Annotated in this window: 22 protein-coding genes; 8 read left to right on the top strand and 14 right to left on the bottom strand. The window is 66.6% G+C overall.

Annotation, left to right across the window (positions count from 1 at the left end; all coding sequences use genetic code 11):
* Together ACIPPQ_RS19775 and ACIPPQ_RS19770 are read right to left on the bottom strand one after the other, a co-directional pair.
* Complete coding sequence (locus ACIPPQ_RS19775) at window positions 1-1,671, bottom strand: MFS transporter (RefSeq protein WP_446545767.1); 1,671 nt, start codon at window positions 1,669-1,671, stop codon at window positions 1-3.
* Window positions 1,672-1,856: 185 nt separating this feature from the next.
* Complete coding sequence (locus tag ACIPPQ_RS19770) at window positions 1,857-2,672, bottom strand: hypothetical protein (RefSeq protein WP_446545766.1); 816 nt, start codon at window positions 2,670-2,672, stop codon at window positions 1,857-1,859.
* A 231-nt stretch (window positions 2,673-2,903) separates the two neighbouring features.
* Between ACIPPQ_RS19770 and ACIPPQ_RS19765 the strand changes: the two genes are divergently transcribed.
* Window positions 2,904-4,550, top strand: a complete 1,647-nt coding sequence (locus tag ACIPPQ_RS19765) for a c-type cytochrome (RefSeq protein ID WP_446545765.1) — start codon at window positions 2,904-2,906, stop codon at window positions 4,548-4,550.
* On the opposite strand, the gene ACIPPQ_RS19760 is transcribed toward ACIPPQ_RS19765, so the two are convergent.
* The 5 genes from ACIPPQ_RS19760 to ACIPPQ_RS19740 are packed head-to-tail and all read right to left on the bottom strand — an operon-like array spanning window position 4,547 to window position 9,558.
* Window positions 4,547-5,524, bottom strand: a complete 978-nt coding sequence (locus tag ACIPPQ_RS19760; protein WP_446545764.1) for a hypothetical protein — start codon at window positions 5,522-5,524, stop codon at window positions 4,547-4,549. The genes ACIPPQ_RS19765 and ACIPPQ_RS19760 overlap by 4 nt on opposite strands.
* Window positions 5,521-6,615 (bottom strand): N-acetyltransferase family protein, encoded by a 1,095-nt coding sequence (locus tag ACIPPQ_RS19755; RefSeq protein ID WP_446545763.1) that lies wholly within the window; start codon window positions 6,613-6,615, stop codon window positions 5,521-5,523. Before ACIPPQ_RS19755 ends, ACIPPQ_RS19760 begins: the two co-directional genes overlap by 4 nt.
* A complete protein-coding gene (locus ACIPPQ_RS19750; RefSeq protein WP_446545762.1) occupies window positions 6,612-7,751 on the bottom strand; it encodes a hypothetical protein in 1,140 nt (379 codons plus the stop codon). Before ACIPPQ_RS19750 ends, ACIPPQ_RS19755 begins: the two co-directional genes overlap by 4 nt.
* A complete protein-coding gene (locus ACIPPQ_RS19745; RefSeq protein ID WP_446545761.1) occupies window positions 7,748-8,620 on the bottom strand; it encodes a HesA/MoeB/ThiF family protein in 873 nt (290 codons plus the stop codon). The genes ACIPPQ_RS19750 and ACIPPQ_RS19745 overlap by 4 nt, the downstream gene beginning before the upstream one ends.
* Window positions 8,617-9,558 carry a hypothetical protein gene (locus ACIPPQ_RS19740; RefSeq protein WP_446545760.1) on the bottom strand — a complete coding sequence of 314 codons (942 nt, stop codon included), beginning with the start codon at window positions 9,556-9,558 and terminating at the stop codon, window positions 8,617-8,619. The genes ACIPPQ_RS19745 and ACIPPQ_RS19740 overlap by 4 nt, the downstream gene beginning before the upstream one ends.
* Window positions 9,559-9,845: 287 nt before the next feature.
* Between ACIPPQ_RS19740 and ACIPPQ_RS19735 the strand changes: the two genes are divergently transcribed.
* Both ACIPPQ_RS19735 and ACIPPQ_RS19730 read left to right on the top strand, forming a co-directional pair.
* Window positions 9,846-10,592 (top strand): hypothetical protein, encoded by a 747-nt coding sequence (locus ACIPPQ_RS19735; RefSeq protein WP_446545759.1) that lies wholly within the window; start codon window positions 9,846-9,848, stop codon window positions 10,590-10,592.
* 283 nt (window positions 10,593-10,875) lie between these two features.
* Entirely contained in the window at window positions 10,876-11,439 is a 564-nt protein-coding gene (locus ACIPPQ_RS19730; RefSeq protein WP_446545758.1) for a hypothetical protein, read from the top strand.
* A gap of 16 nt (window positions 11,440-11,455) precedes the next feature.
* Here the strand turns inward: ACIPPQ_RS19730 and ACIPPQ_RS19725 are convergent, their stop codons facing one another.
* From ACIPPQ_RS19725 to ACIPPQ_RS19700, 6 genes are all read right to left on the bottom strand, one after another.
* Entirely contained in the window at window positions 11,456-12,190 is a 735-nt protein-coding gene (locus ACIPPQ_RS19725) for a LytR/AlgR family response regulator transcription factor (protein ID WP_446545757.1), read from the bottom strand.
* A gap of 8 nt (window positions 12,191-12,198) precedes the next feature.
* Window positions 12,199-13,305: a sensor histidine kinase gene (locus ACIPPQ_RS19720; RefSeq protein WP_446545756.1), complete on the bottom strand. Its 1,107-nt coding sequence runs from the start codon at window positions 13,303-13,305 to the stop codon at window positions 12,199-12,201.
* A gap of 104 nt (window positions 13,306-13,409) precedes the next feature.
* Window positions 13,410-15,596 carry an esterase/lipase family protein gene (locus tag ACIPPQ_RS19715; protein WP_446545755.1) on the bottom strand — a complete coding sequence of 729 codons (2,187 nt, stop codon included), beginning with the start codon at window positions 15,594-15,596 and terminating at the stop codon, window positions 13,410-13,412.
* Between the two features lie 137 nt (window positions 15,597-15,733).
* The gene (locus ACIPPQ_RS19710; protein WP_446545754.1) at window positions 15,734-15,943 is read right to left on the bottom strand and encodes a hypothetical protein; all 210 of its coding nucleotides are present in this window, start codon (window positions 15,941-15,943) and stop codon (window positions 15,734-15,736) included.
* 215 nt (window positions 15,944-16,158) lie between these two features.
* Window positions 16,159-16,905 (bottom strand): LytR/AlgR family response regulator transcription factor, encoded by a 747-nt coding sequence (locus ACIPPQ_RS19705; protein ID WP_446545753.1) that lies wholly within the window; start codon window positions 16,903-16,905, stop codon window positions 16,159-16,161.
* A complete protein-coding gene (locus ACIPPQ_RS19700) occupies window positions 16,902-17,993 on the bottom strand; it encodes a sensor histidine kinase (RefSeq protein WP_446545752.1) in 1,092 nt (363 codons plus the stop codon). Before ACIPPQ_RS19700 ends, ACIPPQ_RS19705 begins: the two co-directional genes overlap by 4 nt.
* A 206-nt stretch (window positions 17,994-18,199) precedes the next feature.
* Between ACIPPQ_RS19700 and ACIPPQ_RS19695 the strand changes: the two genes are divergently transcribed.
* The 5 genes from ACIPPQ_RS19695 to ACIPPQ_RS19675 are packed head-to-tail and all read left to right on the top strand — an operon-like array spanning window position 18,200 to window position 23,837.
* On the top strand, window positions 18,200-19,171 hold the full coding sequence (locus tag ACIPPQ_RS19695) for a retropepsin-like aspartic protease (RefSeq protein ID WP_446545751.1): 972 nt from the start codon (window positions 18,200-18,202) through the stop codon (window positions 19,169-19,171).
* A 14-nt stretch (window positions 19,172-19,185) separates the two neighbouring features.
* Entirely contained in the window at window positions 19,186-20,337 is a 1,152-nt protein-coding gene (locus ACIPPQ_RS19690; protein WP_446545750.1) for a hypothetical protein, read from the top strand.
* A gap of 26 nt (window positions 20,338-20,363) precedes the next feature.
* The gene (locus ACIPPQ_RS19685) at window positions 20,364-21,218 is read left to right on the top strand and encodes a hypothetical protein (RefSeq protein WP_446545749.1); all 855 of its coding nucleotides are present in this window, start codon (window positions 20,364-20,366) and stop codon (window positions 21,216-21,218) included.
* Window positions 21,218-23,137: a TonB-dependent receptor domain-containing protein gene (locus ACIPPQ_RS19680; protein WP_446545748.1), complete on the top strand. Its 1,920-nt coding sequence runs from the start codon at window positions 21,218-21,220 to the stop codon at window positions 23,135-23,137. Before ACIPPQ_RS19685 ends, ACIPPQ_RS19680 begins: the two co-directional genes overlap by 1 nt.
* 37 nt (window positions 23,138-23,174) lie before the next feature.
* Window positions 23,175-23,837, top strand: coding sequence for a hypothetical protein (locus ACIPPQ_RS19675; protein WP_446545747.1), 663 nt, complete (start codon window positions 23,175-23,177; stop codon window positions 23,835-23,837).
* Window positions 23,838-23,905: 68 nt separating this feature from the next.
* Here ACIPPQ_RS19675 and ACIPPQ_RS19670 read toward each other — a convergent pair whose 3' ends face one another.
* Window positions 23,906-25,318: a sulfotransferase gene (locus tag ACIPPQ_RS19670; protein ID WP_446545746.1), complete on the bottom strand. Its 1,413-nt coding sequence runs from the start codon at window positions 25,316-25,318 to the stop codon at window positions 23,906-23,908.
* Window positions 25,319-25,414: the final 96 nt, after the last annotated feature.

The raw sequence follows: 25,414 nt of genomic DNA, 5'->3' as shown, positions 1-25,414 counted from the left end.
TCATTGCCCCTGTTGAGCCTGCGGTTGGGCCTGCGATTGCAGGCGTTGGACTAATAATATTACCGGTGACGGTTCGTTCCGTCGACGGATCGACCGGCTGATCATGAAGCCCCAGATCGTCGCCAGGATCGCGAGCACGCCAACGAGCAGGAAGACATCATTATACGCCAGGATATGCGCCTCGCGCGTGACCTGCTGGCTGAGCAGCGCGACACCCTCTGCATTGCGCAGCGCGGGGTCCCCGATCGCCCCCGCGACCGCGCGGCTGCCGGCACCAAGCCGCGCCGCGACCAGCGGATCGGACGCGACGATGTTCTGGACGAGCTCGTGCGAATGAACTTTCTCTCGGACGGTCTGGAACGTGCCGAGCAGCGTGCCGCCCACGAGGCCACCGATGCTCTGGCTCAGGCTGAACAGCACGATGAAGCTGACGAAATTCTTGCCCCCGGCGAGCAAGGTCCGCGCGATGCCGATCACCATCGCCTGTGCGAGGAAGAGCAGCGAGGCAAAGCCGATCAGCGCCTGGCTGAGATAAAAATGGCTGGGCCGGGTGAGGTTGGTCGCGCTGGCATCCATGAAGGATGCGATCACGATCAGCACGACGGCGATGATGATCGGCTGCGACAGATGCGCGGGGCGAAAGGTCAGCACGGCCGTCGCAAGGCCGGCGATCGAGGCGAGGATGATGATCAGGTTCAACGTCACCATCTGGTCGTTGAGCATGCCGACGACGCTGAGCAGCCCGACCGATCCGAACGCCTGCTCGGACAACAGGATGCGCACCGACGCCGCGACGGCCATCAGCCGCAGCATTTCGCGCGTGCCGAGCCAGCGCGTGTTGATCAGCGGGTTCTTGCGATGATGTTCGACGAGGACCGCGGCGGTGATCAGCGCGACGCTCCCCGCCAGCGACCAGCCGATCCACGGGCGTTCGGTCCACCATTGGATGCGTCCCTCGGACAGCACTGCGATAAGCAGCCACAGCCCGGGCGCAAGCAAGCCGAAGGTCAGGAAGTCGGCGGGTTCGAACACTTTCTCGCGCTCGCTGGGCGGCAGCGGCTGCGCCATCACGGCGGCCAGCGTCGCCAGCGCGAGCCCGAATTCGAACCAGTAGAGATTGTGCCAGTCGCCCCACTCGAGCAGGCCCGGCGACAGGACGCGCGCGAGCGGCGTCGCGAGCTGGGGGATGCCTATCCCGATCATCACCGCGGCGAGGCGCTTCGGAGCCGGGAGTGCCTGGAAGAAATAGAGGATGGTGAGGGTGGTCAGCCCGCTCGTCGCGATCCCGCTCATTGCTCTGACCGCGACCGACGTCCAGAAATCATGGACGAACAGGTGCAGCAGCGCGGTGACAGCATAGGCGCCAAGGGTGTAGCGGATGAACGGCTGGAGCCCGAATTGCTGGCGATATTTGATCAGCAACAGGTTCGCAGAGATGTTGGTCATGAAATAGGCGGCGGTCAGCCAGGCGCTTTCGTCGCTATTGAGCCCCAGCGTCCCTTGCGCGAAATTGAGGTTCACCGCGATCAGCGCGTTGCCGAGCCCGGCGGTGATCCCGATCAGGCAGCCGATCAGGAAATAAACCACCATGCGCCGCTTGGGGTGTTCGGGGTTGGCCGGCGATCCCGGCATTGTCGGGCGTTCGTGCGGCTTGAAGACATATTCCGCCATGGGGCGCTAGACCCGCCCGGCTGTCATGGACACCCGGTCGCCGGATACGCGGCGGTCGCGGCGAGTCGGATCGAGCAACATGCAGGTTCCTTACCGCATCAAAGGCATCGGTGCAGCCACTTCGCTGCGCAATAGCGCCTAGGCGATCATGCTGCCGCCAAAGTCGCGCACGATCCGGCCAGCCCTCACCGGCCCTGACGCCGCTTGGTGCCGTAATCGATCCGGATGCGGACCCAGGCGCCTACTATTGGCTGCCCACCGCGTCGCGGAGGGCGCACCTGGAACGACCAGGCCGCGGCAAGCACCGCGCGATTGATCTGCGATCCATTCGGATATTCGTCGAGCCCGACACAATCCTCGACCCGGTAATCGGGCGCCGTGCGGCAGGCTATCAGCCCCCAGCCGGGTCCGCTGGCGGTGGACAAATAGCCACGAAGCTCGTCGTCCCGCGGCTCGCGATACCACGAGGCGGCATAGAGGGGCTCGCCATTGGGCGCTGTTCCCACCCGTTCCGTATCCCCGGACGAGGAGGAGGAGGAGGAGGAGGAGGAGGAGGAGGAGCGCTTGGTATCGGGCGGTCCATAGACGGCGCCGCCGGGTGGGCGCGGGAGGATCTTGGGGACCGCGGGCGATGGCGGCTGTTCGCTTGGGGGCGCCACTGGCGGCGCGGCTTTCGAAACGACCGGGGGCGGGGGCAGCGGTTGTGGCGGCTGGGGCTGGTCGGGCGCCGGTTGCGGTGACACGGGCTTGTCGTCGGCCTGCTTTTGCTCTGCGCTGTCGGGTTCGTTCGTTTCTTCCGAAATCTCGGTAGCCGAGAGGCTCACCACGCTGATCGGCTCGTCGCGCACGCTGGGCGGCTTTCCGGGGCCAAAGGACAGCAGCATGAGCAGCAGGAGCGCGGGGATAAGGACAGCCAGGGTGATCGCAAGCGCGCGGCGTCCTGCCCCGATACTGAGCTGGTCGACATAGGGAGTGGCTGGAACAGGGCTCAGCTGAAGCAATCTTTTGTGGCGGCGTCCGGTGGTCGAGGGGCCCGGTGGTTGCGTTCGCGAGGGGTAGTGGGGTGCCCGGCCTTTGACAAGGGTGCGCACCGGATTTCGTGATCGGGAATCCATCCGACCGTTTTCGACATCTGCTTTGCGCCGTGTTGAATCGATATGGAATATTAGCGAGAAATTTCCGAAGCATCCTCCATTACAGCGGTTCTACGCCGCAGGGCACGCCCGGGGAGCATGATGAAACCTATCCTTCGCTATATCATGGTGCTGCTCGCCCTAATCCTGCTCATCGCTGCGGCAGGCTGGTTGACGGCGAAACCCGAAAACGAGGCCGTTTCGCGTCCGGTTCTCGCCGCCGACGCGGCCGCGGGGACGCGCGGTGCCGCCGCCTTTCTTGGCGCGGGCTTCGGGGGCATTTCGGTCGAATCGCTCGACAGCAGTGCGATCCCGTGGAAGCTCGCCACTGCGGCGCTCGTTCTCGACGAACGGCAGCGCGACCCGTCGGCCGCCGCCGATCAGGCGACCGTGCGCCGTGTGCTGCGGCGCTTCGGTTTTCTTTTTCCGGACCAGATCGCCAATCTGCCGCCCGGAATAGTCTGGCGGGGCGGCGAAAAGCCGCTGGGGATCACGCACGGCTCGATCGCCCCCGTCGGCGGCACGAAGGTCGAGGTCGCCAATCTGGGCTGCGCCGCTTGCCACGCCGGGGTGACCTATGACGCCGCGGGTGCTGCGCGGCCCGATCGCGCCTGGCTTGGCACGCCGAACAGCGCACTCGATCTCGAAGCCTATACCCAGGCGGTCTATGACGCGATGCGGCGCCATATGGGATCCGACGCCCTGCTCGAGATGGCGGCAACGCTCTATCCGGAAATGGGCTGGCGCGAGCGGCAGAGCCTGCGCTGGCTCGTCATGCTGCTGGCGAAGCGCCGGCTCGCCGAGCTTCGGGGGCAGCCACGTCCGCTGCCCTTTCCGAACGGGGCTCCGGGCAGCACAAATGGTGTTGCGGCGCTCAAATATGCGCTCGGGGCGCCGCTTGCGGGCGGCGGACCGGGCGACGACGGGGTGGTTTCGGTTCCCGAGCTTGGCCGCCGCGAATGGCGAAGCGCATTGCTCACCGATGGCGCCTATGCCGTGCCCGGCACGAAGCCCGGGGCGACCGTCGAGGCCGACCTGACGCCTGAGCGGCTGCGCGCGCTTGCCGCGATCACGAGCTTCTTCACCGTGCCGAGCATGGGAGTTCACCCCGACAAGGCACAGCACCGGCTTGGCGACACCGAGGCGATCTTCGCATGGCTGCGCGGCTATGAGCCGCAGCCCTTTCCGGGCTCGGTCGATGCAGCGGCCTCGCGACGCGGGGAGGCCGTCTATGCCGCGCGCTGCGCGTCGTGCCACGGGGACTATCGATGGCGCGAGGGCGAGAAGCCGCGGCCCGCCGCTTTCCCCAACTGGATCGGCGACGTCGGCACCGACCCGCTGCGCGCGCGCCTGTTCGACGCGGGGCTCGTCAAGGCGGTCGACGCGACCGCATATCGCGCGCTGATCGACGTCCGGGCCGGGCGTGGTTATGCGGCCCCGCCGCTCGCCGGGCTCTGGTCGTCGGCGCCTTATCTGCACAATGGCTCGGTGCCGAGCCTTGCCGCGTTGCTCGATCCTGCGCAGCGGCCGCCGCGTTTCCTCGTCGGCGGGCATGCGCTCGACTTCGGCGCCATGGGGCTGCGGCTGGCGCCGGGGGGCGGATATCCTGAGGGTTACCGGCCCTATTCGGTGCCGCGCTGGACCGACACGGCCAAGCCCGGGCGCGGCAATGGCGGGCATCTGTTCGGGGCCGAACTGCTGCCGGCCGAACGCGCGGCGCTCATCGAATATCTGAAGCTGCTTTAGACGAGCACCGAGGACAGCGGCAGGCGCGCGCGCGGATAGCCGGGACCCGAACGCCGCCCGATGCGAAAGGCGCTGACCAGCCGGTTCTCGCTCGGAATATCATGTGCGGCGACAATCTCGCTCGCGGCTTCGCGGTCGTCGGCGAGCGCCGCGAGCACGGCGGCGCCGAACCCCGCGCGCTCGATCGCAAGCCACAGGCGGTGGAAATGACGGCCGCTTTCATAGGGATCTTCGCCCTCCGGCCGATGAAAGAGCACGACGGCGGCACCGCGCTCGACCTTGCTGCCTTCGGCAAGCATGGTGCGGGCAAGCCCGAGCTTGTCGAGCCATGCGAACAGCGGGCCGAGCACAAGTCCGGCGCCCAGTGCCTCGACGCGCGACAGCGCCATCGCCTCGGCATTGAGGCCGTCGTTCGACCAAAGCGGATGGCTGCGCCCGAGCCGCATCCAGCTGCGCAGCTCGCCGCGAAAGTCGCGCCGGCGCGTGAAGCCATAGCTCGCGCGGTCGAAACGGCGCGCAAGCGCGGCGAGCGCGGCGGGTTCGGCGGCGACGCGCGCGTCATCGGCTTCGAGTGTGGCCGCCGCGGTCCGGTCGGCTTCGGTCGGGGGCAGGAAATTGCCCCGCCAAGATGCGCGTTGCCCTAGCCACTCGGCGAGCGGGTCGATCGCCGCGCCCGGCTCGAAGCGAAAGCGCGCGACCGGGCGGAGTGTGTCGGTGGCGGCGGGCAATTCCGAACGGCTTTCGATTGCGAGCAGTCCCGCGCGCGACGCCGCGAGGCGCAGTCCTTCCGCTGCCGCACCAAGACTCATCGCCGCATCGTTGCCCGTCGGATCGCCGACCGCCAGCCGGCGCGACATATCCTCAAGCAAGAGCAGCGTGTCGCCTTCGATCCGCCAGCGCGCCGGCTGGACATTGTGGACGCTGGGCGCCACGATCGCGGCTTCGACGAGCTGGTGAAGCGGAATTTCGGTCATGCCCATGTCTTCCGGAACAGGTGCAGATGATGAAGCGGCTCGGCGCCGAGCTTTTCCATCTGCCGCAGGCTCGCCTTGTTCGCGTCGGCGATCCAGGTGATGCCGAGCTGTTCATAGCCCGCTTCACGAAGGCGGCGGATCGTGCGCGCGAGCATCGCGCCCATCAGGCCGCGCCCGTGACGGTCGCGCACGACCGAATAGAAAATGATCACCGCGCGCCGGCGGCGCAGGCGAAAGCGCAGGAAATGCCAAGGGGTCGAAAGGCCGATGCGCGAGCGCGTCGCTGCGAGGAAGCCGTTGAGATCGGGAATGCAGATGATCGTCCCGACCGGGCGCCCGTCCTCGATCAGCACCGATGACAGCCGCGGGTCGAGAATGCTGCTCATCTCGCCCGCCTGAAACAGGAACTCGGCGTCGGTCAGCGGTACGAACATCGGATTGTCGGCGAAGCCGTCGTTGAGTACCGCGCGGGCTTCCTCCATCCGCTCGGGAAAGCTGCGCTTTTCGATCCGCGCGAAACCGAAAGCTGCATCCGTCGTCGCGGCCTCGTCCGGCAGCGCGGCGTTCGCGAGGTCGAGTTCGAAGGTCGTCATCGGGAATATGGCCTCGAAGCCATTGGCTTCGAGCAGGCGCGGGAGATGCGGCGCGCCGACGACCATGTCGGTATAGGCGCGGCGCCCGAAGCCGCCCGTCATCACCCCACATTGCTGCATCGCGGTGAGGTTGAAATTGCCTACCAGCTCGGAAAGGCCCTGTGTGCGGGCGAAATCCTCGGCCGCGCCGAGCAAGGCGGCGGCGGCCTCCGCGTCGTCGGCGCAGTCGAAGAAACCGAACTGCGCGCGGCTCCAGCCATGCGCCCTGTTCGACTGGCGATGAACATGCGCGACGATCCGTCCGATCGGGCGGCCGCCGCGATGCGCGGTCCAGAAGCGAAAGGGATTGCCCGCGGTCCATAGCGGGTTCTTGTCGCGGTCCAGCATATGGACGATGTCGCTCTTGAGCGGCGAGACATAACCGACCGACGCGTCATAGGCGTGAAAGGGCGCGTCGAAAAAGGCATCGACATCGTCCGTGCGCAATTCGACGCTCATGCCGCCCCCTCGATGAGCCGCGCGGCGATTTCAAGCTCCTCGTCGAGCGCGGTTTCGGCAAGCCCGCCGGCCGAGATTGCGAGGAAGCGCGGCGGGTCCTGCGATAGCCGAACAAGGTGGCTCGCGGCGTGGCGGCCAAGCAGGTCGAGCGCGGCCTCGCCGAGCATCGGGTCGTGACGCGCCATTGCGCCGCTCACCAGCCGGTGCCCGGCGAGCCGCTCGACAAGCGCGGGCGGATAATCGGCAAGCCCGTCGCCTTCGACCACCACGCCGCGATCGAGGAGCGGGTGCGCCGCGAGCATCGCGCTGCGGCGGTGCGGGGATGCCGCGAGCGCCGAAAGCAGGTCGGGTGCGGAGGCGTCGTCGCGCGCGAAGCGCTCGGTCAACAGGAGCAGCGCAGCGCCGGCGACCGCGCATGCGACAACGGGCAGCGCCTGCGCGGTCGTCAGCGGCAACGCCGCCAGCGCGAGCGCGGCGATTCCGCCACCGCCGAGCGCAAGCGCGATATCGGCGAACAATTGGCGCGGCCGTCCTTCGCCGGCAACGAGCCGCGAGGTCGCGAGGATGAGGATCAGCACGGCGAAGCTGCCGCCGCGCACCGGCAAATCGGGGAAAATGCGCTGGAAATCGGTGAGGACGAGCGGAATCGCGAGCAGCAGGGCGACCGTGAACAGATCCGCGGCCTGCTTTTCGGCGAGCGAAACATCATGGCGTCCGCCGAGCAGAAGCGCGATCACCGCGACGATCGCGAGCGACTGGAAAGCCGCGAGCGCGATGATGGCCGCTTCGCTCCAGACCAGCCCGAGCGTGACCGCAAGAAAGGTGAAGGCGAGCGCGCCGCCGAGCGCAGCGAATTTGACGAGGCGTGGCGCGTGACGCCGTACCAGTTCCTCGGCGAGCCTGAGTACCGCTACGGGCAACCAGGCGGCGGCGATCATGACGGTGGCGGCGACCGGCGCGACGGGCCAGGCGGCGTAGAGCAGGCGCAGCGCCAACAAGACCCCGGTCAGCCCATAGACCAGTCGCAGCCGCGCGGCGACCGGCGAGCGCCGTGCAGCGGCCGCGATCCCGCGCCGCGCGACAAGCGTCGCCGCGAGCGCGATCAGCGTTAGCAAGGTTGCGGCGGGCAGCGTCATCCCATCAGCTTCTTCATGAAGCGGCGGACCAGCCAGCCTTTCATTGCCGCCACCGGCGCGGGCAGCGGCTTTTCGATCTTCACCGCATGCGGGTTGAAGAAATAGCCGCGATAGTCGGTGCCGCCAGGGCGGCCGAGGATGACGCGGATCGCTTCCTCGGCCATCATCGTCCCCGCTTCGGTCACCATGGTCGAAAAGGAGAAGCGCGATCTTTTGCCTGCCGCAACCTCGGCGGCGACATCGAGGTCGACATATTTGTGACTTGAACTGTGCGTCAGCACATATTCGATCTCGCGCATCAGGCACTCGACCGCCATGTCGCGGTCGATCGCGCGCCAGTCGACGCCGCGCGTCGGATAGCCGAGCCGCTCCTCGATCCGGGGATCGTGCGGGCGCACGACCGTGACCGAGGGCAGGGGGGATGCGTAGGCGTCGATGAGCGTCCGCCCGTGCGTCCGCGCCTTGCGATAGAGCTCCGCCCCCGCGGCGGCATCGTCGGTGCCGTTGATGACGACCGCGGCGGTGGGCAGGATGCGGTCGAGCGCGTCGGTCCATTCGCCGCCCAGCGCCTCGATGACGAGCTCCGGGTTGATCTCGAGCGCGAGATCGCGCGCGGCCTCCACCTTGGGTCGGCCGATCGTATCGGCGCGGCTGAACAGCTGGCGGTTGAGATTCGACACCTCGAACACGTCGATGTCGGCGATGATGAAGCGCCCGACGCCCGCGCGCACCAGAGCCATGAAAGCCGCACCGCCCATACCACCGACGCCGGGGATGAAAACGGTGGCCGCACGCAGTCGCTCTTGCTCGGCTTCGGTCACGAAGCCGCGGTTGCGGGTGGTCATTTCGGCATAGGCAAAATCGGTCATCGGGCCGGTCTCAATCGTCCAAAGGGCGTGCTCGCATCGAGCCACTGGATCAGCGGCGCGATCACCGCGCCGGTTGCAAGGACAAGCGCCTGCACCGCGAGCTGGGGCAGCGCGCTACGCGGGATGCTGCGCGACAGGAAGCGCTGCCCGGCGCGCAGGTCGATCGTGCCGATCTGCAGCACATCGTCGCCGCGGCCGTAGTCGAGTGCGGCGGCGCAATATTCATTATAGCTTTCGATCCGGTGCTTTGCGGCGATATCGAAGCTTTTCTTCAGATTGTCCGAGCCGCCGGTATAGGCGTTGGTGATCACCTGGCGCTCGGCGTCGAAACCCGCATCCTCGCCGACGCCAAAGGCGGCACGGTGGTGCTGCATGATCTGGTGCGCAAGATGGCGGTGCGCGAAACTCTGGGGCGTGCCCTCTTGAGCCGGATAGATATTGTTGAACGTCTCGGCGACCATGCCGACGACTGCGGGGACCTGCGTTACGCTGCTGACCCACAGCGGCCGAAGCCCGCCGCGCAGGAAGAGAGCGAAGCAGGTCAGGCCGTAGAGGATCCACGACAGCCCACCGCTGCGCTCGGCAGGGTCGACCATCACCAGCCCGAGATGCAAGACATGCTCTTCGCGTCCTGCGCGCATGACTGGAAGCTGGGGCATCGCATTGAATGCGATCGGCGCGCCGTCGCTGCTCCGGCAGATGAGCGTGATCACGCTGCACGACCAGGCGCTGCTGTCCGGGGCGAACAGGCCATAGTCCAAGTCCCGTCCGTCGAGGCACGCGCGCACAACCATGCGGCACTGGCCGATCAACCGTTCGAGATCGTCCGGCGGCAGGCATTCGCCCGGTCGCTCATAAATATGGACGACATGTTCTGGCGAGGCGCGAAACCGAAGGAGCAGTCGTCGGCGCCGAAGCGCTCTGATAAATTTGATCATCGACAATCAGCCCCGAACCGCTTTCGGACGCCAGTGTAGCTTGGGTTGGTTAATACGCGATGGACTTTCGCATTGATTCCTGGGGCCTGCTTGGCGTTTGCATTCGGTCAAGGGTCGACTTTCGACATGCCGGGTGATGTCGAGGAACCGGAATTTCGTCGCGCGAGATACGGCTTTTGTCGCGAAACCTGATTTCGGGCGCTCGCGGGGCCGCCCCGGTCGCGCCGACCGCGACGCCAACCTGCGCATTTCGCATCGTCCGGATCGACAGATTCGAGGAGGACGATGTGAAATATCCAATGATCGCCGCTTTGCTGGTGGCGGGACCGACTGTTGCCGCCTTTTTCCCGGCGACAGCGCAGGCCCAGGAAGGATGCGCCGCGCAGACTGCGAAGAAAAAGCGCAGGGTCGGCCTGCAACTGGAAAGGGGGCTGAAAGGTTCGATCGAGGGCGCGCTGCGCGGTGACGGCGATCTCGCTTCCGAGGTGCAGGGCACAGCCGGGCAGGCGGGTGAAAGGCGCGCGCTCGATGCGCGAGCCACGGCCGACTGCGACAAGACGCCGCCCGGGGACCGCGCGGCCAACGCGTCTGCGCCCGAGACCGCCACCCAGCGCGCGCAGCGCAAGATGGCGGCGAACGACGCCAAATATCCAAGCCGCATGACGATCCCCGACGACTGGAAGACCGCCAAGGCGGCGTATGACGCATTCGGCAAGGTGTCATGCACCGGCTGCGAGGGGGGGTATACTTTCGCGGGCTGGCCCGATTGGCCGCGCGACGAATTTTCGGGCAAATATAATGGCGCTGAAACGCGCCTGTCGCGCCTTCCGGTCGGCCACGTCCATCGCTGGTCGTCGAATGGCTTTGCTGGAACGCTGACGGTCGACGGCGAGGAACAGGTGAACGGTTTCCGTTGCCGCAAGATGACCTATCGCCTCGAAAAGGGTGGCAAGAGCGCCGCGCGGCCCAGCCTGATCTGTTGGGGCAAGGCCAATGAATATGCCGGCAGCGATAGCTGGGTCGGCGTTTTCTGAACCAGTGCGGGGAGATCCGTAATGTCTTCGCCTACGCTTGCGGCCTCCGCCACGGCTGCCGCCATCCTGTTGGCCGCCGTCGGGGTGGCCGCGCCCCGCGATGACGGCGCGCGGTCTGTCCGCTCATTGGCGCATGAGGAGGAACAGCTCCCGCGCGTCGTGCCGACAGAGCGCGTGCTTTTCGCCGCGGCGCCGGGGGGCGAACCTCTTCGCACGCGCGGGGCCGGGACGGGCGCGCACTACCCCGCATTGACCGATTCTCCGAAAATGAAGGGCTAGTCCGATGAACAGGATTCCCATGCTCCTCGCGGTGGCTGCGAGCGTTTCCGTCGCGGGGTCCCCCGCGCTTCTTGCCCAATCGGCACCGGCCGGGGTCGCCGGCCGCTGGACGCAGGCGAGCAGCGGCAAGGAGCTGGTGCTCGCCCCGCGCGTCAAGCTTCAGCCCAATGTCGGCCCCTCCTATGGCACCAATCTGGGCGGCACCGTCGGTTATGGATCGATGACGCGCACGACGATCGTCACCGAACCGGTGATGATGGACGTCGCGCGTTCGATGACGCTCGCGATCGACGCCGACGGCGGGTTCAAATGGACGATCGTCAAACGCCATGGCGAGCGCGAATATTGCAAGGTGACGACGACGCAGGTGAAGCAGGGGCGCGTCGAGCAAAGCGGAAGAAAAATGAGCTTTGCTGTTAGTGGTGGCACCGAAAGCTTCGTATCGAGCTGCGGCCGCCGCGGCACGACGCAACTCGGAAAATCGACCGAATATTATGACGTGCAACTTGCGGGGAACCGCATTGTCCTGAGCGGCGGGTCGAGCCGCTGGACCTTCACGCGGGGTTAGGCTCCGGGGCTGTCGATCAGTCCGAAAGGGCGGCGACGACCGCCTTCGCGTAATTGGGGCCCACCGCCACTTCGGCGCCGTCGCCGAGGACCAGCGTGACCAGCCATTTGTCGACCCGGCGGATTTCGGTGACGCGCGCCAGCCGGACGAACGCCGAGCGGTGGACGCGCATCAGTTCGGCGGGATCGATCCGCTTTTCGAGCGCCGACATGGTCGTGCGCAAAAGATGGCTGCGCAACGATGTATGCAGCATCGCATAGTCGCCCGCGGCTTCGATCCAGTCGATCGAGGCAACGGGTACGCGCGTTTGCCCTTCGCGGACCGGCACCCAGATCGCATCGTCGAACTCCGACGCCGCGGCCGGCGCGACCGCCAGCAAGGCCGCACGCCGGCCGGTCTGCCGGCGCTTCGCGCGCTCGACGGCCTGGCGCAGCCGGTCGAGCCGCACCGGTTTGAGCAGATAGTCGGCCGCCTCGACCTCGAATGCATCGGGCGCAAATTGTTCGAACGCGGTGACGAAGACGATTTCGGGCCGCTCGTCGAGCGGCAGGGTGCCGGCGAGCGCCAGCCCGCCCATTTCGGGCATCTGGATGTCGAGCATCACCAGATCGGGGTGGAGTCGCTCGATCGCCGCCTGTGCCTCGATCCCGTTGACCGCGGTGCCGACGACCTCGGTGCCCGGAATATTGGAAAAAAAGGCCGCGAGCCGCTCGATCGCGGGGGGTTCGTCATCGACGAGAAGGACGCGCATGATCCCGCTCACTCCTCGATCGGAAAGCGCAGGCAGGCGCGAAAGCCGTTGTCCGTGGGCGCGGCATCGAGCGAAGCCGCCGGGCCATAGATCGCCGAAAGCCGCTCGCGGACGTTGGCGAGGCCGAGCCCCGTCCCCGGAGCGACCGGCGCACGCGCCGCGCCGCCGGCATCGTCGGTGACGCAGATGCGCACCCCGTCGGCGACCCGCGCGACATCGACCGAGACCGCGACAGGGCGGCTGGTCGAGCCGACGCCATGCTTTATCGCGTTTTCGACCAGCGGCTGAAGCAACAGCGCGGGGACGGGCACCTCGCGTAGATCGGGCGGGCAGTGCATTTCGACGTTCAGCCGGTCGCCCAGCCGCGCACTCTCGATCGCCAGATAGTCGGCCAGCGTCTGGAGCTCGCTCTCGATCGCGACCATGCCGCTTGCGGGCGCGGTCAATGTCGTGCGCAGGAAGTCGGAGAGCTTGCCCAGCATGGCCTCCGCGGCGTCCGCGCGCCCGGTAACCACCGACGACGAGATGGCGTTGAGCGTGTTGAACAGGAAATGCGGGTTAAGCTGGTAGCGCAAGGTTTCGAGGCGCGCGGAGGTCGCGGCGCGCTCGGCCTCGGCGGCGGCTAGCGCCGCGCGATTCGCGGCTTCGCGCGCCGCGGCGACCTCGCGCGCGTGCGCCGCCAATTGCTCGTTGTGGATGAGGATCAGGTAGATGGCGGCGATCAGCGCGAACAGCGGCGCCCAGCCGGCGAGGTTCGCGAGCGCGCGAAACATCACGCGCTCGGGCGCCATGCCGGGATCGAGCAGGCGCATCAGCCAGGCACCCTTGTAGGCGTCGAACATGGTCACCACCCCGGCAACCGCCATGGCGATCGCCCCTGTCATCCCGTAACGCCGCCAGGGCGGTGCATCGCGAAATCTGAGGGCGCCCCAGAAGACGATTGCCGAGATCGGAATGCCGAGCGCGACGGTGGTCCCGACACCCGCCAGCATCGATGGGGGCATGGGGTCGCCGAGCAGCATCGGCGGCAGCAGGAACAGGCCGGCGGTCGCGACCCACAGGCCGATCGTCAGCAGCGCGGCCTGGCGCGCGAGGGTCCGGTGATTGGATCGCATCGGCCGCAACCGTAGCGCGCCGCCCGGCGCAGTGCGAGAGTGCCGGTCGCACCGAGGTCGGTTTTTGTCGCGCCTCGCGTCCGCTTAAAGCGGGACTTGCGTCCTCATCCTGCCTTCGACCAGGTCGACAGGACGACTTCGCGTTCGCTCCGGTCTTCGTTTTGCAGTTTGAGCGTCCAGTTCCCCTTGGCGACCGGACGTCCGACGAACAGCGACCGGAACATTTGGCTGGCTTCGGGTGTGCCCTTCAGGTTCGTTGCCACGACCGAACCCGTGTCGTCGATCAGCGTTGCCGACACCATGTTCGCAGCGACGAAGGTGAGGCCGAAATTGAGCGCCTGCCTAACCGGGATCACCACCTCGACGGTCTGGCCCGGATCGAGTTTCAGGACCTTCGAGAAATCGGCCTCGGGCGACGCGGGCTCTTCTGCTCCTGTCAGCATGAGCCGGCGTGTTTTCGAGCCGCCCCCGGCTGTACCCTTCTGCCTATCCGGGCCGACCGCAACGCGCGGTTTCACGAAGGACGAGAAGACCGCGGGGGTCGCCATGTTAATATGGATAACGTCCTGCTGGGCATTGTCCTCGATCGTCCAGATCGCGGACGGCACGGTCACCACGCCGTCATTGCGGTCGAACATATAGCAGATGGTCGGCAGCGGGTTTCCGGCGAGGATCGAGAATTCGACGCCCTTGCGGTTCGTGTGCTCGGCGTTGAACTGCGCGACGACGCTCGGCCGCAATTCGCGCAGCGCGTTCATCGTCCGGTCGGTCGCCTCCAGCGGCGCGCTGATGATGTCGGCGCAGCGGCTCCCCATATTGGGCGTGCCGAGCATGACGAGATGCGACACTTGCGGTTTGCCGTCGGGATAGGTCGGCATCGCCGCGTGGATGTAGCGGCGGCTGATCAATCCGCCCATCGAGTGCGCGACGATGTCGATGTGCCAGGCGTTGCGGTCCTTTTGGGCATAGTTGATATAGCTGCGCAGTTCGCTGGCATTTTCGGCGATTGTGTTGGTCGGCCCGAGATTGGCGACGAATTCGCCGGTGCTCATCTTGCCATGCTCGGGTCTTTGACCGACCGGGAATGCCTTCCAGTCGTAGCTGTGGCTGGTGGTGAGAATATTCTGCCAGCTCTCCCACGCTTGCCAGGTCGACCACAGGCCATGCACGAGCACGACCGGCTTGGGCGCGACCTTCAGATTCTTGGTGGCTTCGTCGACCTTCTTGCCCGCATCGACGAGCTCGGCCTTGATCCGCTGCGTCAGCCGCGGGCGCCCATCGTCGTACCAGGCATAGCCCGAGCTATCCCATTCGAACGTGACCTTGCGCTCTTCGCCGGGCGGCACGGTGACCGACAGCTCCTCGATCAGCCCGTCGGGGCGCGCGCCGTCCCATTTGTCGCCCTTGTACGTATCGCGAAACTTGACCGAGGCCATCTTCTCTTCGGGACCGTCGTTGGCGACGACGGCCGTCATCTGGACCAGATTGCCGTCGATCGTGCCGGTCTGCTCGACGATTTCCGCCCATTCACCCCAATTGGGGAAGCGCATATGCTCGAACTTGACGTCGACGAGGCGCAGCGCGCCGCCGCACCGGCTGAGGTTCCAGCGCAGCGTTTCGGTGACGCCGTAAGAGGTCACCGAATGGCTGCCCGACAATCGGTCGGGGCTGGACGGATTGACCCGGTCATCGCCGCTGCTGGAGAAACGCACGCCGTCGACGCTCGTCGGCATGTCGGCGATATTGTCGCTCGAACCTTGCTTTGCGGTGCATTGGCCGCCGAAGCTTGACGATGATGATCCCGACACGGTTCCTGAAACCTCGGGGAGCCGGACGCCGACGGTGTAGGCGCCGTCCGAATCCATCGAGATGTCGACATCGGCTTCCAGCCCGCTGCCGCCAGCCCGGGTCTGGCTTTGGGTGACGAAGCTCCCGGTCATCGAGCGCGGCGTGCGCTCGTGGGGGCAGATATAGCGGTCTTCGGCGCTTTTGCTCTCGGTCGAGGTCGAGGTCATGCTGATGTTGGCGCGGCCGGTGCTGACATCCGGATCGGGCGTCGCGCGGACGGCGACCTGCGCCGCATATTCATAGTTCATCGACCAGTTCGTCGTTTCGGTACCCTTGCCCGACACGCGCTTTTCGGTCTTGGAATCGCTGTTCGCCTGCGACCGCGAATATTGCACCGATCCGGCCCAGCCGCTCGCGCACTGCGCCGCCGCCGCGGCGACGGGAGCGCCGCCGCCCGACAGTATCAAACCGGCTGCCAGCACGGGGAGATTGCGCAAGACCATCGTTTCTATTCCTTGTCGTCGTCTATCGCCTGCGCCCTGTTCCAGACGCGAGGACCCCGTCGCAGTGTTCCGCGTTTCGGGCGTGGCGGAGTGCCGGGCGAGGGGTCGATCTCGCCGGCACTCCTTGGCCGTGGCGATCAGGCCTCGGGCTTCGCTTCGGCTTTCGCGCGCGCCTCGGGCTTCGCTTCGGCCTTGGCGCGGGCTTCGGGCTTCGCCTCGGCCTTGCGCGCTTCGGGCTTGGCCTCCGCCCGCGCGCGGGCTTCGGGCTTCGCTTCGGCCTTGGCGGCCAATGCAGGCATTGGCAGGCCGAGCGCGAGCACGGCGGCGAGGAAGGGGAGTTTGCTCATATATGTCTCCATAAGCAGTGAGGGAGAGCAGAGACGCCGACCGCTCGCCGCAAGCGGCGGTGGACGGGCCGACCGTCTCTGCTCGCGGCTGGATGCCGCACTCTCACGCTATGGAGATACGAACAAAGGCGCTCCGCCCATGCTTTGAAACCCGATCATCGCGCGACCTGAACATCGCCGCGTCGACAAAAGCGGACGCCGATGCGACGAATGCCTCAGGGCAGGCCGAGCCGGTCGAGCACGGCCTTGACGTAACTCGGCCCGACCTGCACGATTGCGCCATCCTCCATCTCGAGCGCGATCAGCCCCTTGCCGATCCGCTGGACGGCTGTGACCAGGGCCGGCCGGATGAAGGTCGAGCGATGCACGCGCATCAGTTGCTGCGGGTCGAGGAGTTGTTCGAGCGCGGCCATCGAGATGCGGTGGATGTAGCTGCGCGTCGCGGTGTGAAACAGCACATAGTCGCGCGCGGCCTCGATCCATTCGATCTGGGCGATGGGGAGGCGCAGGCTACCGCTGGCAACCTGGACCCAGATCGCCTCTTCGCGAATTTCGGCGGGCGGCGCGCCCGCCAGCCGGTCGGCGGCATCGCGCATCGCACGGCGGCGGCGCGCACGCTCGACCGCCTGGCGCAGCCGGTCGAAGCGGACGGGTTTGAGCAGGTAATCGGCGGCATCGACCTCGAACGCGTCGGGTGCATATTGCTCGAAAGCGGTGACGAAAATGATCTCGGGCCGCGGGTCGGCGACCAGGTCGGCGGCGACGCGAATACCGCTTTTCCGGGGCATCGAGATGTCGAGCATCACCAGGTCGGGGCGCAGCGCCGCGATCCGCTCCTCGGCTTCTTCGCCGCTCGACGCGGTGCCGATCACCTCGACATCGTCGATATCGCCGAACAGCGTTTCGAGGCGGCGGAGCGCGAGCGGTTCGTCGTCGACGAGCAGGACCTGGAGCGCGCTCATGCCGCAACCTCGCTGCGCTGCGCCAGCGGCAAGCGAGCGATCGCGAGGAAGCCGCGCTCGCGTTTCAACGTTTCGAGACTGCCCGCGGCGCCATAGAGGGTTTCGAGCCGCTGGCGGACGTTCGCGAGGCCCACGCCTGTGCCCGGGCGCGCGTCGGTTTCCTGGCTCACGCCGTCGTCCTCGACCGCGATGAGTAGCACGTCGTTGTCGCGCGACGCTTCGACCTTGATCGTGACGGGGGAGGTCGATGGCGCGAGCGCATATTTGATCGCGTTTTCGACCAGCGGTTGGAGGAGGAAACTCGGCACTAGCGCGCCGTTGAGCGCGGGCGGGCAGACGAATTCGACCGCGAGCCGGTCGCCGAAGCGGACGCTTTCGATCTCGAGGTAATGCTGCAATGTCACAAGCTCGTCCTCGAGCGGCAGCAAGGCGTCGGGTTCGGACGACAGCGTTGCCCGCAGGAACTCCGACAGCTTGGCGAGCATTGCGTCGGCCGTTCCATACTCCTTCGTGACAATCAGCGACGAGATGGCGTTGAGCGTGTTGAACAGGAAATGCGGGTTGAGCTGGTAGCGGAGCGCCGCAAGGCTGGCGGCGCTTGCGGCGGCCTCGGCGCGGCTCGCGACCTCGCGTGCGACGGCAAGCTCCAGTTCGCGCTCGCGCGTCAGCTTGTTCGCCTCGATCACGGTGAAGGCGGCGCCGAGCAACGCGAACTGCCAGACAAGCGCGATAAAATTATTGGTGGCGCGGAGCGCAAAGGGGGCGGACTTTTGCGGCGACACGACGAGCCGGCCGATCCACTCGCCCGTCGCCGCGTCGACGAGCGCGAGCACCCCCGATGCGAGAAACACCGCTGCGCCCATCGCGGCGAGCCGGATCATCGCATTGCGGCGTCGTGTCGTCCGGACCGCCCAATAGACACCACCCGAAAGCAGCGCTCCCATCACGCAGATATTGATGACCGAGATGGTGACGTAAAAGCTGGCTCCGCTGAACAGGTGATAGGGGATGAGGTAGAGCACCCCGGACAGGATCCAGGTCGCAGCGACCAGATAGAGTGTCTGACGATGTTCGGGTTTCAGCGGCATGGCGATTCCATTGTGTAGTTTGTGCCAAGCATAAAGGAAGTGCGGCCGGCTGACGTCCTTCCCCGTCGCACCGGCGTCGGCCTTCGTCGCGAGCGGACCCGCTCGGACGAGAGGGTATCGGCTTTCGTCGCAGCGGCGTGGAGCGCGCCGGGAACGCGCCATACTCGCCCTCCTGTTCGCGGCACCCCGCCGCCAGGAGATCCAGCATGGCAATCGCCCGCTACCGTAACAGCCTGCTCGCGTTCGGCCTGCTCGGCGCGCTCATCGTTGCCGAACAGGCGCGCGCGACCGCGCCCGAACAGCCGGCGGCGCTCGCCGCCCCTTCGGTACCGATGCAGCCGCTCGAAATACTGCCATCGGGCCATCCGGTCGTGCTCGTCAGCATCGATGGTCTGGCGCCCAGGCGCTTCGTCATCGACACCGCGGCGAGCAGCACGACGATCATGCCGAAGCTGCGCGCCGAAATGCCCGGCCTCGTCGCCAAGCTGTCCGACGATCCGCTCGATGGCGCCGCGGGCCGGAGCGACGTCGAAACGACGGTGGTCAAGCAGGTCGAGGTTGCCGGACATCTGTTCCGCTCGCCCGAGCTGATGTTGCTTCCGCCCGGGCCGACCGATCGTTTGGGCACCGACGGCATATTGGGCGCCGACATCATCGCCGATTTTGCGGTCGAGATGGACATGCCGGCGCGCCGCTGGCGCATGACGCGGAAGGTCGAGGCCGGGATGCTCGACGGGCTTTCGGCGTCGGTTCCCTTCGTCCTCGACGACATGCGCGCGCCGCGGCTGACGATCCGCCTCAACGGGGTCGAGGTCCCCGCGATCCTCGACACCGGCGCGCGCGGGACGATCATCAACTGGGCGGCGGCGAAGGCGATCGGCCTGTCGCAGGACAGTCCGGGGCTTGCCAAGGCAACCGACATCAAGGGCGCGACGAACCACGCGATGGCGAGCGTCGAGGCCCCGATCGATGCGCTGGCCATCGGCGACGCGCGGGTCGAGGGACGCAAGGTGCGCATCGCCGACCTGTCCATCTTTAAGGTGCTGGGTTTCACGCTCGAGCAGCCCGCGGTGATCCTGGGGATCGACATGTTCGCCGACCGGCGCTTCGTGATCGATCATCCGGGGCTGCGCCTCCACATCTCGCCGCCGTCCGCGTCGGCCCCGAAGCAGCCCTGAGAAGGAACTCCGACATGAAAAAGATGATGATCGGCGGCGCCGCCGTGAGCGCGCTTGCCTTTGCCGCCGCAGCCCTCGCACAGCAGGCGCAGAAGCCGAAGGTCGAGGCCGTCTACTGGCTCTCCGCCGAAACCGTGTCCGGCATGGCGACCGGCCAGCCCGCGGGCGTTGCGAAAAACCTGTCGCTCCAGCTCGGTTCGGCGCGCCGCAGTCCCACGCCGAGCGCCGAACATCTGCCGCCGCAGGCCTTGCGCGCCGGCGACCGCCTGCCGCTCGTCACGCCGACCGGTGCCGCACCCAGGGAAGACGGCAAGCCCGATTACCGCCCCGGCCCCGCGGGCGCGCCAAAGGGGCGGATCGAACTATACTGGGGCTGCGGCGAAAATGCGCCCGCGGGCCAGCCGGTCGTGATCGACCTTGCGACGATGAACCCCGGCGCGGCGTCGCCCTTCGGCGCGATCCCCAATGTGAAAGCGATGGTGCCGCCGTCGGCGGGGCGTCACGCGACCTATGGCGAATGGCCGGGGGGGAAGAATGGCACACGCGTGCCGCGTGCCGCCTCGCTCGTCGGCGATCATGTCGTGCAGGGCAGTTATTCGCCCGAGATGCGCTTTGCCGTCGCCGGCGGGAATGATTTCCTCGCGCCGCTCACGCCGCGGAATGCCGAACTGGCATCGGGGGCGGTCAAGGTCAGTTGGCCCGCGCTCGCCCATTCCCGCGGCACGATCATGACAGTGACCGGTGCGCGCGAAAACGGCACCATCGTGATGTGGACGTCGAGCGCGGTGCGTATGCCCGGCATGGCGCTCCCCGACTATCTCGAACAATCCGACATCGCACGGCTCGTCCAGCAGCGCATCCTTCTCGCCCCGGAAACCACCGAATGCGTCATCCCGGCGGCGGTCGGCAAAGCCTCGGAATCGGCAATGCTGATGATGACCGCCTATGGCCCAGAGGCCAACTATGGATCGCCGCGCGACGTGCCTGCGGGCTGGGCCGTCAAGCTGCGCACCAAGGCGACGCACATGGGGATGCTCGGCGTCGACCTCGCGTCGCTGACGGGCGGAGTCACCGCCGATGACGACGCACCCGCCGATGCCAAGCCGAAAAAGAAGCGCGGCCTGCTGCGCGGAATCGTCGGCGGCGCACTCGGCGCGCCCGGCTGATAGCTCCTTACGGAAAGCCAGATATCATGAAAAAATCCCTGTCGAAGCTTGCCATGCTCGGGCTCTTATTCGCCGCGCCCGCGATCCCCGCGGCGATGGCCGCACCCGGCGACAGTCGCGCGCCGAAGAAGCTGATGGCGCGTTGGACCGCCGGCACGCCGGATCCGGGTGCCGGTCTTCCCGGCTGGTATTCCAAGTCGCCCGACGTCCATGTCCACCAGCCGAACAATCTTGCGCGGATCCCGGTTGCCGAAATCGATTTGCTCCGTCGCCGCGCGATGGTCGCATTCGATGCGCTGATGCAGCAGCCGTCGCTGCGCGACGTGCGCGGGACGAGCCTTCAGGCCGATATCAATATTTCGGTGGTGCCGACGCTCGATGGCGTGCGGCTGGTCGGCGCGACCTTCAGCATCAGGGCCAAGAGCGTCGTCGAGGGCAGGCCGAAAACGGTCTTGCGCGATGGGCGCTATATCGACCCGTCCGAGGAAGGCGCCGTGCTGAATGTCTTTCTCAACCCCTATGACATGATGGCGCGCCGCCGGGTGCAGGCCGAGGGCGTCCAGGGCGGCGGGCTCCAGATCCGCACCGGTTCGGCCTATGGCCTCTATGTCGCTGATCGCCTCCCGGCATATGACGCCAATTCCGAACATGCCTGGGGCCCGCGGCCGCTCGCGCTGGAACTGCAACATGATCGCAGCTGGTATCAGCCGGGCGCGGCGGGGGTACATCCGCTCCTCGTCCATATGTCGAGCTACTCGCACGAAAATGACGACCTGCGCAGCGACCGCTTGGACCCCGAACGCCCGGCCGCGCGTCTTGCCGCGGCGATGTTCATGACCGACTGGGAAGATGTCCGGCGCCGTATGAAGGCGGTGGTATGATGCGGCGCTTTTCCTGCACCGTGATCGCGTTGGCGTTCGCCGCTATGCCGGCTGCCGCCCTTGCCCAGCGCGCCGACGACAATGCGACGACGAGCGCCGAGGATGCCTTCGGCACGTCGATCGGCGGCGAACAGATCGGCATCTATAACCCCAATTATGTCCGCGGCTTCTCGGCAGCCGAGGCGGGCAATATCCGCCTCGACGGTCTCTATATCGACCAGCAGGCAAGCTTCACCGACCGGGTGATCGCGGGCCTCCAGATGCGCGTCGGATTGTCGGCGCAGGGTTATCCCTTTCCGGCGCCCACCGGCATTGCCGATTACGACCTGCGCAAACCCGGCATGAAGCGGCTGCTGAGCGTCAGCGGGCGCGTCGGTCCGTTCGGGACCAAGGTGCTCGAACTCGACGGACAGCTGCCCGTCACCGACCGGCTTTCGATCGGTGCGGGCTACGGCATCTTTTCTGATCGCAACCATACGGGCGGCAGCGCCGACTTTCGCACCATGGCGCTCATCGCGCGCTGGGAGCCCGTCGACGGCGTCGAGATTACGCCCTTCTGGAGCCGCATCGGTATCCATGACGAAGAACTGCCGCCGCTGTTGCTCACCGCCGGCGACCATCTGCCACCGCGGATCGAGCGCGTGAAGCGGCTCGGCCAGAAATGGGCGGCCAACGAGGGCGAAACGATTAATGCCGGGATCGCGACGACGACAAGGCACGGCGACTGGACGCTGAAGGCCGGGGCGTTCCGTTCGATCCTCGACCTTGACCGCCAGCATACGCAGCTGTTCCTCAACGTGCGGCCCGATGGCGCCGCTGACGAGGTGGTGATCGCCGAACCGGGCCGGCGATCTGCATCGACCAGCGGCGAGGTTCGCCTGTCGCGCCGGATCGAAGACGGGCCGCGCCTGCACATGCTGCACCTGTCGTTGAAAGGGCGCGACCGGTCGCGCACCTATGGCGGCGGCCGCGAAATATTCGTCGGCAATCATCCGATCGAGGACCCGGTGATTTTTCCCGAACCCGTGTCGGTCTTTGGCCCCAAAACGCGCGACACCGTCCGTCAATGGACAGTGGGGGTCGCTTATGAAGGGCGCTGGAAGAATGTCGGCGAGGTCAGCGTCGGATTGCAGAAGACCGATTACCGCAAGCGTGTGTTCGGTCCGGGCGTGCCGGTCGTCACGACGAAGGACGCGCCGCTGCTGCTGAATGCGACCGCTGCCGTCCACGCCTCGCCGTCGCTCGCTTTCTATGGCGGCTATACACAGGGACTGGAAGAGAGCCCGGTCGCCCCCGGACACGCGGTGAACCGCGACGAGGCGCCGCCCGCGATCCGGACACGGCAGGTCGATGCCGGCCTTCGCTGGTCGATCACGCCCGCCATCCGCCTCGTCGCGGGCGTGTTCGAAGTGCGCAAGCCCTTTTACTCGCTCGACACGGCGCGGGTCTTTCGCCAGCTCGGCAACGTCCGCCATCGCGGCGCCGAATTCTCGCTTTCGGGCCAGGTCGCACCGGGGCTGACGGCGATCGCGGGCACTGCATTGATCGACGCCACCCTGTCGGGCGATGCGGTCGACAGCGGCCTCGTCGGCAAGAAGCCAGTCGCAAGCTTTGGCCGCCTGTCGACCGCGGTGCTCGATTACCGGCCCACTTTCGCGCCCGCCGTCTCGGTCGACGTCGTTGTCGAGAGCACGTCGGATCGGGTCGCGAGTGTCGACGGCAAGCTCGTCATCCCCGCGCGCGCGATCGCGTCGGTCGGCGGCCGCTATCGGTTCAAGCTTGGCAAGGCACCCGCGACGCTCCGCGTGCAACTTGCGAATATCGCCAACAAATTCGGTTGGGCCAATGGGTCATCGGGAATTTACCTCTACAATTTCCCGCGCCGGCTGACCGCGACGCTCACCACCGATTTCGGCTGACCGGCCGCGATCAAGGCCATCAGTATCAGGAGCTTTTATGCGACATGCGTTTCGTACGGCCGCTGCCGTCATCGCGCTGCTGGGCGTCGCCCATGAAGCGCACGCCCAGGGGCTTTTCAAGCGACTGGCCGACCGCGCGATCGAGGAGGCCGAACAGCAGACGCAGACAATCGTCAGGGAAACGATCGCCGACGGCCTCCGCGGAGGGAACCGCAAGGAATCCGAAGCCGACGAAACGCCGTCTCGAGAGGAAAGCGATGGGACCCCCGACGCCGAGGTATCGCCAGCGGCGGCCCCGCCGAAGGCGCCGGCTTACATCGACGGCCTGAAAGCGCCCGCGGAGGTCGAAGCGAAAAAGGCGGCCTACAACAAGTTCGGCGAAGTCAGCTGCAGCGATTGCGAAGGCGGGATCGACTTCGATGGCCGTCCCAAATTCCCTTACGACCAGTTCAGCGGGCAATATGGCGAGCGGGCGAAACGCGCCGGCAGCTGGTCTATCGGGCATGTGCATCGCTGGCAGGGCAAGGCGTCGACCGGCACGCTGACGGTCTTGCGCGAAGAAAATGTCGACGGGTTCCGTTGCCGCAGACTCGAATATCGGCTGATGAAAGGCTCCGCCTCGGCGAGCCGCCCCGGCCTCATCTGCTGGGGACTGGCGAACCGGTCGTCGGAGATCGAGAACTGGCACGAGATCTATTGAACTCGCAAACTATTCGGATGCCGTGCCGTCCAAAGGCGGGCGGACAGCTTTCCGCCGGAGGCGGCGATTCATTTTCCGGCGTCGAGCGCGGCTTCTAACGGCCCCAGCCACCGCCGATAGGCATGCGAGCGGTCCTTCTCGTGCTGAATGGGGCGCCGAACCTGCTGGGCGCTCGGGGTGTAGATGGCACGCGAATTCTCTTCGGGCCTGAAGCAGGAGGGCGAGAAAGACAGCTGCAAGAAGCCGAGCAGGGTCCGGATTTCCTCCTCTGCATCCGCGACAAGCCGCGCATGGTCGAGGCGGTGCAAGCTGCCGGGCGCCACGCCCTGTACCATTTGCATCATCTCCAGATAGTGTCGATGATATCGACCCAATTCCTCGAGCGTGTTCGGAAAGTCGGTGTGGCGATTGAAATAGGTCGCGTAAGCCGAAAAACAGCAGGCCAGCGGGTCGCGCCGTACATCGATGATCCGCGCGCCCGGAAGGATTCGCCGGATAAGCGCGACAAAGCGCCAGTTGGCCGGCATTTTATCGGTGAAATAGGAGCGATCGGTGCGGCGATAGCGCTTCGCTCTCCCTAGATAGTCGGCACCGAGCTGCGCGGCTTCGGCGTGCGTCAGTGTCTCCAGCCGGCGGACAAAGGCTTCGGGGGAAGCGAAGGCACCGATCGAGGCGGCGACTTCCGGCAAGGCGAACAATTCGCCCGCGCCCTCGACTTCGGGATGGCTGGCGAGGATTTGTTCGACAAGCGTCGACCCGGAGCGCGGCATGCCCACGATGAAGATTGCGTTATCCGCTTGCGGGGAAGCGGCAGCCGTTGCGGCGAACAAGGACGGCCGCGCTGCGCAGTGAGCCTCGACGAATGCCGCGAGCCCCGCTCCGTCGTGGGGGGCGAGCGCGCCACGCAGGGTGTTGGCTTCGGAAAATTTCTCGAAGGACTTGTCGAACGCAGCGCGCGCGCCGTGGGCGCGACCGAGCGCGAACAGCAGCTGGACCTTGTGATAGGGGTCGCCCGCGATGGTGAGGCCGGCTTCCATCGCCGCGATATCGGCCTCGTCGAACGGTCCGATCGGCAAATTGGCAAGCCCCAGCCACGCGGGGCCGAAGCCGGGTGCGAGATCGACGGTCTTCCGAAAGGCGGTCGCGGCATCGCCCACATCGCCGACGGCGGCGAGGTCGCTGGCGAAATTCGCCCACAGGAGCGGCACATCGGGGGCCATGGCGACGAGTGTCCGGTGGAGCTCGATCGCTTCGGCCGCGCGGCGCTCGGCGGACAAGATGCCGGCCTTGATCGATAGCGGCCAGACCTTCGCCGGCTGACGGCCCATTTCATGGTCGAGATGGGCCAGCGCTTCGTCGACACGGCCGGTGGCGCAGAGGAACGACGCAAGCGCGGCATGGGCATGGGCTGCTTCGGGATGCTCGACCACCGCGATACGGAGGTCCCTTTCATTTGGCGGGGAAGCGGAATTTGCGCTCATCGACGGAATGCGGGTCAACATGGTGTCGGGTTTCTACCGATGGGCATGCGGGCTGTGCAAGCGTCGCGCGTCCGGCGAAGGGTTCGGGACGGGGGG

The sequence above is a fragment of the Sphingopyxis sp. LARHCG72 genome, from assembly GCF_052871675.1.
This window is presented reverse-complemented; position numbering and strand designations above follow the sequence as displayed.

Coding starts and splice junctions, on each gene's coding strand:
- ACIPPQ_RS19775 (WP_446545767.1), bottom strand. CDS start 1,671: ATGGCGGAATATGTCTTCAAGCCGCACGAACGCCCGACAATGCCGGGA.
- ACIPPQ_RS19765 (WP_446545765.1), top strand. CDS start 2,904: ATGATGAAACCTATCCTTCGCTATATCATGGTGCTGCTCGCCCTAATC.
- ACIPPQ_RS19760 (WP_446545764.1), bottom strand. CDS start 5,524: ATGACCGAAATTCCGCTTCACCAGCTCGTCGAAGCCGCGATCGTGGCG.
- ACIPPQ_RS19755 (WP_446545763.1), bottom strand. CDS start 6,615: ATGAGCGTCGAATTGCGCACGGACGATGTCGATGCCTTTTTCGACGCG.
- ACIPPQ_RS19750 (WP_446545762.1), bottom strand. CDS start 7,751: ATGACGCTGCCCGCCGCAACCTTGCTAACGCTGATCGCGCTCGCGGCG.
- ACIPPQ_RS19745 (WP_446545761.1), bottom strand. CDS start 8,620: ATGACCGATTTTGCCTATGCCGAAATGACCACCCGCAACCGCGGCTTC.
- ACIPPQ_RS19740 (WP_446545760.1), bottom strand. CDS start 9,558: ATGATCAAATTTATCAGAGCGCTTCGGCGCCGACGACTGCTCCTTCGG.
- ACIPPQ_RS19730 (WP_446545758.1), top strand. CDS start 10,876: ATGAACAGGATTCCCATGCTCCTCGCGGTGGCTGCGAGCGTTTCCGTC.
- ACIPPQ_RS19725 (WP_446545757.1), bottom strand. CDS start 12,190: ATGCGCGTCCTTCTCGTCGATGACGAACCCCCCGCGATCGAGCGGCTC.
- ACIPPQ_RS19720 (WP_446545756.1), bottom strand. CDS start 13,305: ATGCGATCCAATCACCGGACCCTCGCGCGCCAGGCCGCGCTGCTGACG.
- ACIPPQ_RS19715 (WP_446545755.1), bottom strand. CDS start 15,596: ATGGTCTTGCGCAATCTCCCCGTGCTGGCAGCCGGTTTGATACTGTCG.
- ACIPPQ_RS19710 (WP_446545754.1), bottom strand. CDS start 15,943: ATGAGCAAACTCCCCTTCCTCGCCGCCGTGCTCGCGCTCGGCCTGCCA.
- ACIPPQ_RS19705 (WP_446545753.1), bottom strand. CDS start 16,905: ATGAGCGCGCTCCAGGTCCTGCTCGTCGACGACGAACCGCTCGCGCTC.
- ACIPPQ_RS19700 (WP_446545752.1), bottom strand. CDS start 17,993: ATGCCGCTGAAACCCGAACATCGTCAGACACTCTATCTGGTCGCTGCG.
- ACIPPQ_RS19695 (WP_446545751.1), top strand. CDS start 18,200: ATGGCAATCGCCCGCTACCGTAACAGCCTGCTCGCGTTCGGCCTGCTC.
- ACIPPQ_RS19690 (WP_446545750.1), top strand. CDS start 19,186: ATGAAAAAGATGATGATCGGCGGCGCCGCCGTGAGCGCGCTTGCCTTT.
- ACIPPQ_RS19685 (WP_446545749.1), top strand. CDS start 20,364: ATGAAAAAATCCCTGTCGAAGCTTGCCATGCTCGGGCTCTTATTCGCC.
- ACIPPQ_RS19680 (WP_446545748.1), top strand. CDS start 21,218: ATGCGGCGCTTTTCCTGCACCGTGATCGCGTTGGCGTTCGCCGCTATG.
- ACIPPQ_RS19675 (WP_446545747.1), top strand. CDS start 23,175: ATGCGACATGCGTTTCGTACGGCCGCTGCCGTCATCGCGCTGCTGGGC.
- ACIPPQ_RS19670 (WP_446545746.1), bottom strand. CDS start 25,318: ATGAGCGCAAATTCCGCTTCCCCGCCAAATGAAAGGGACCTCCGTATC.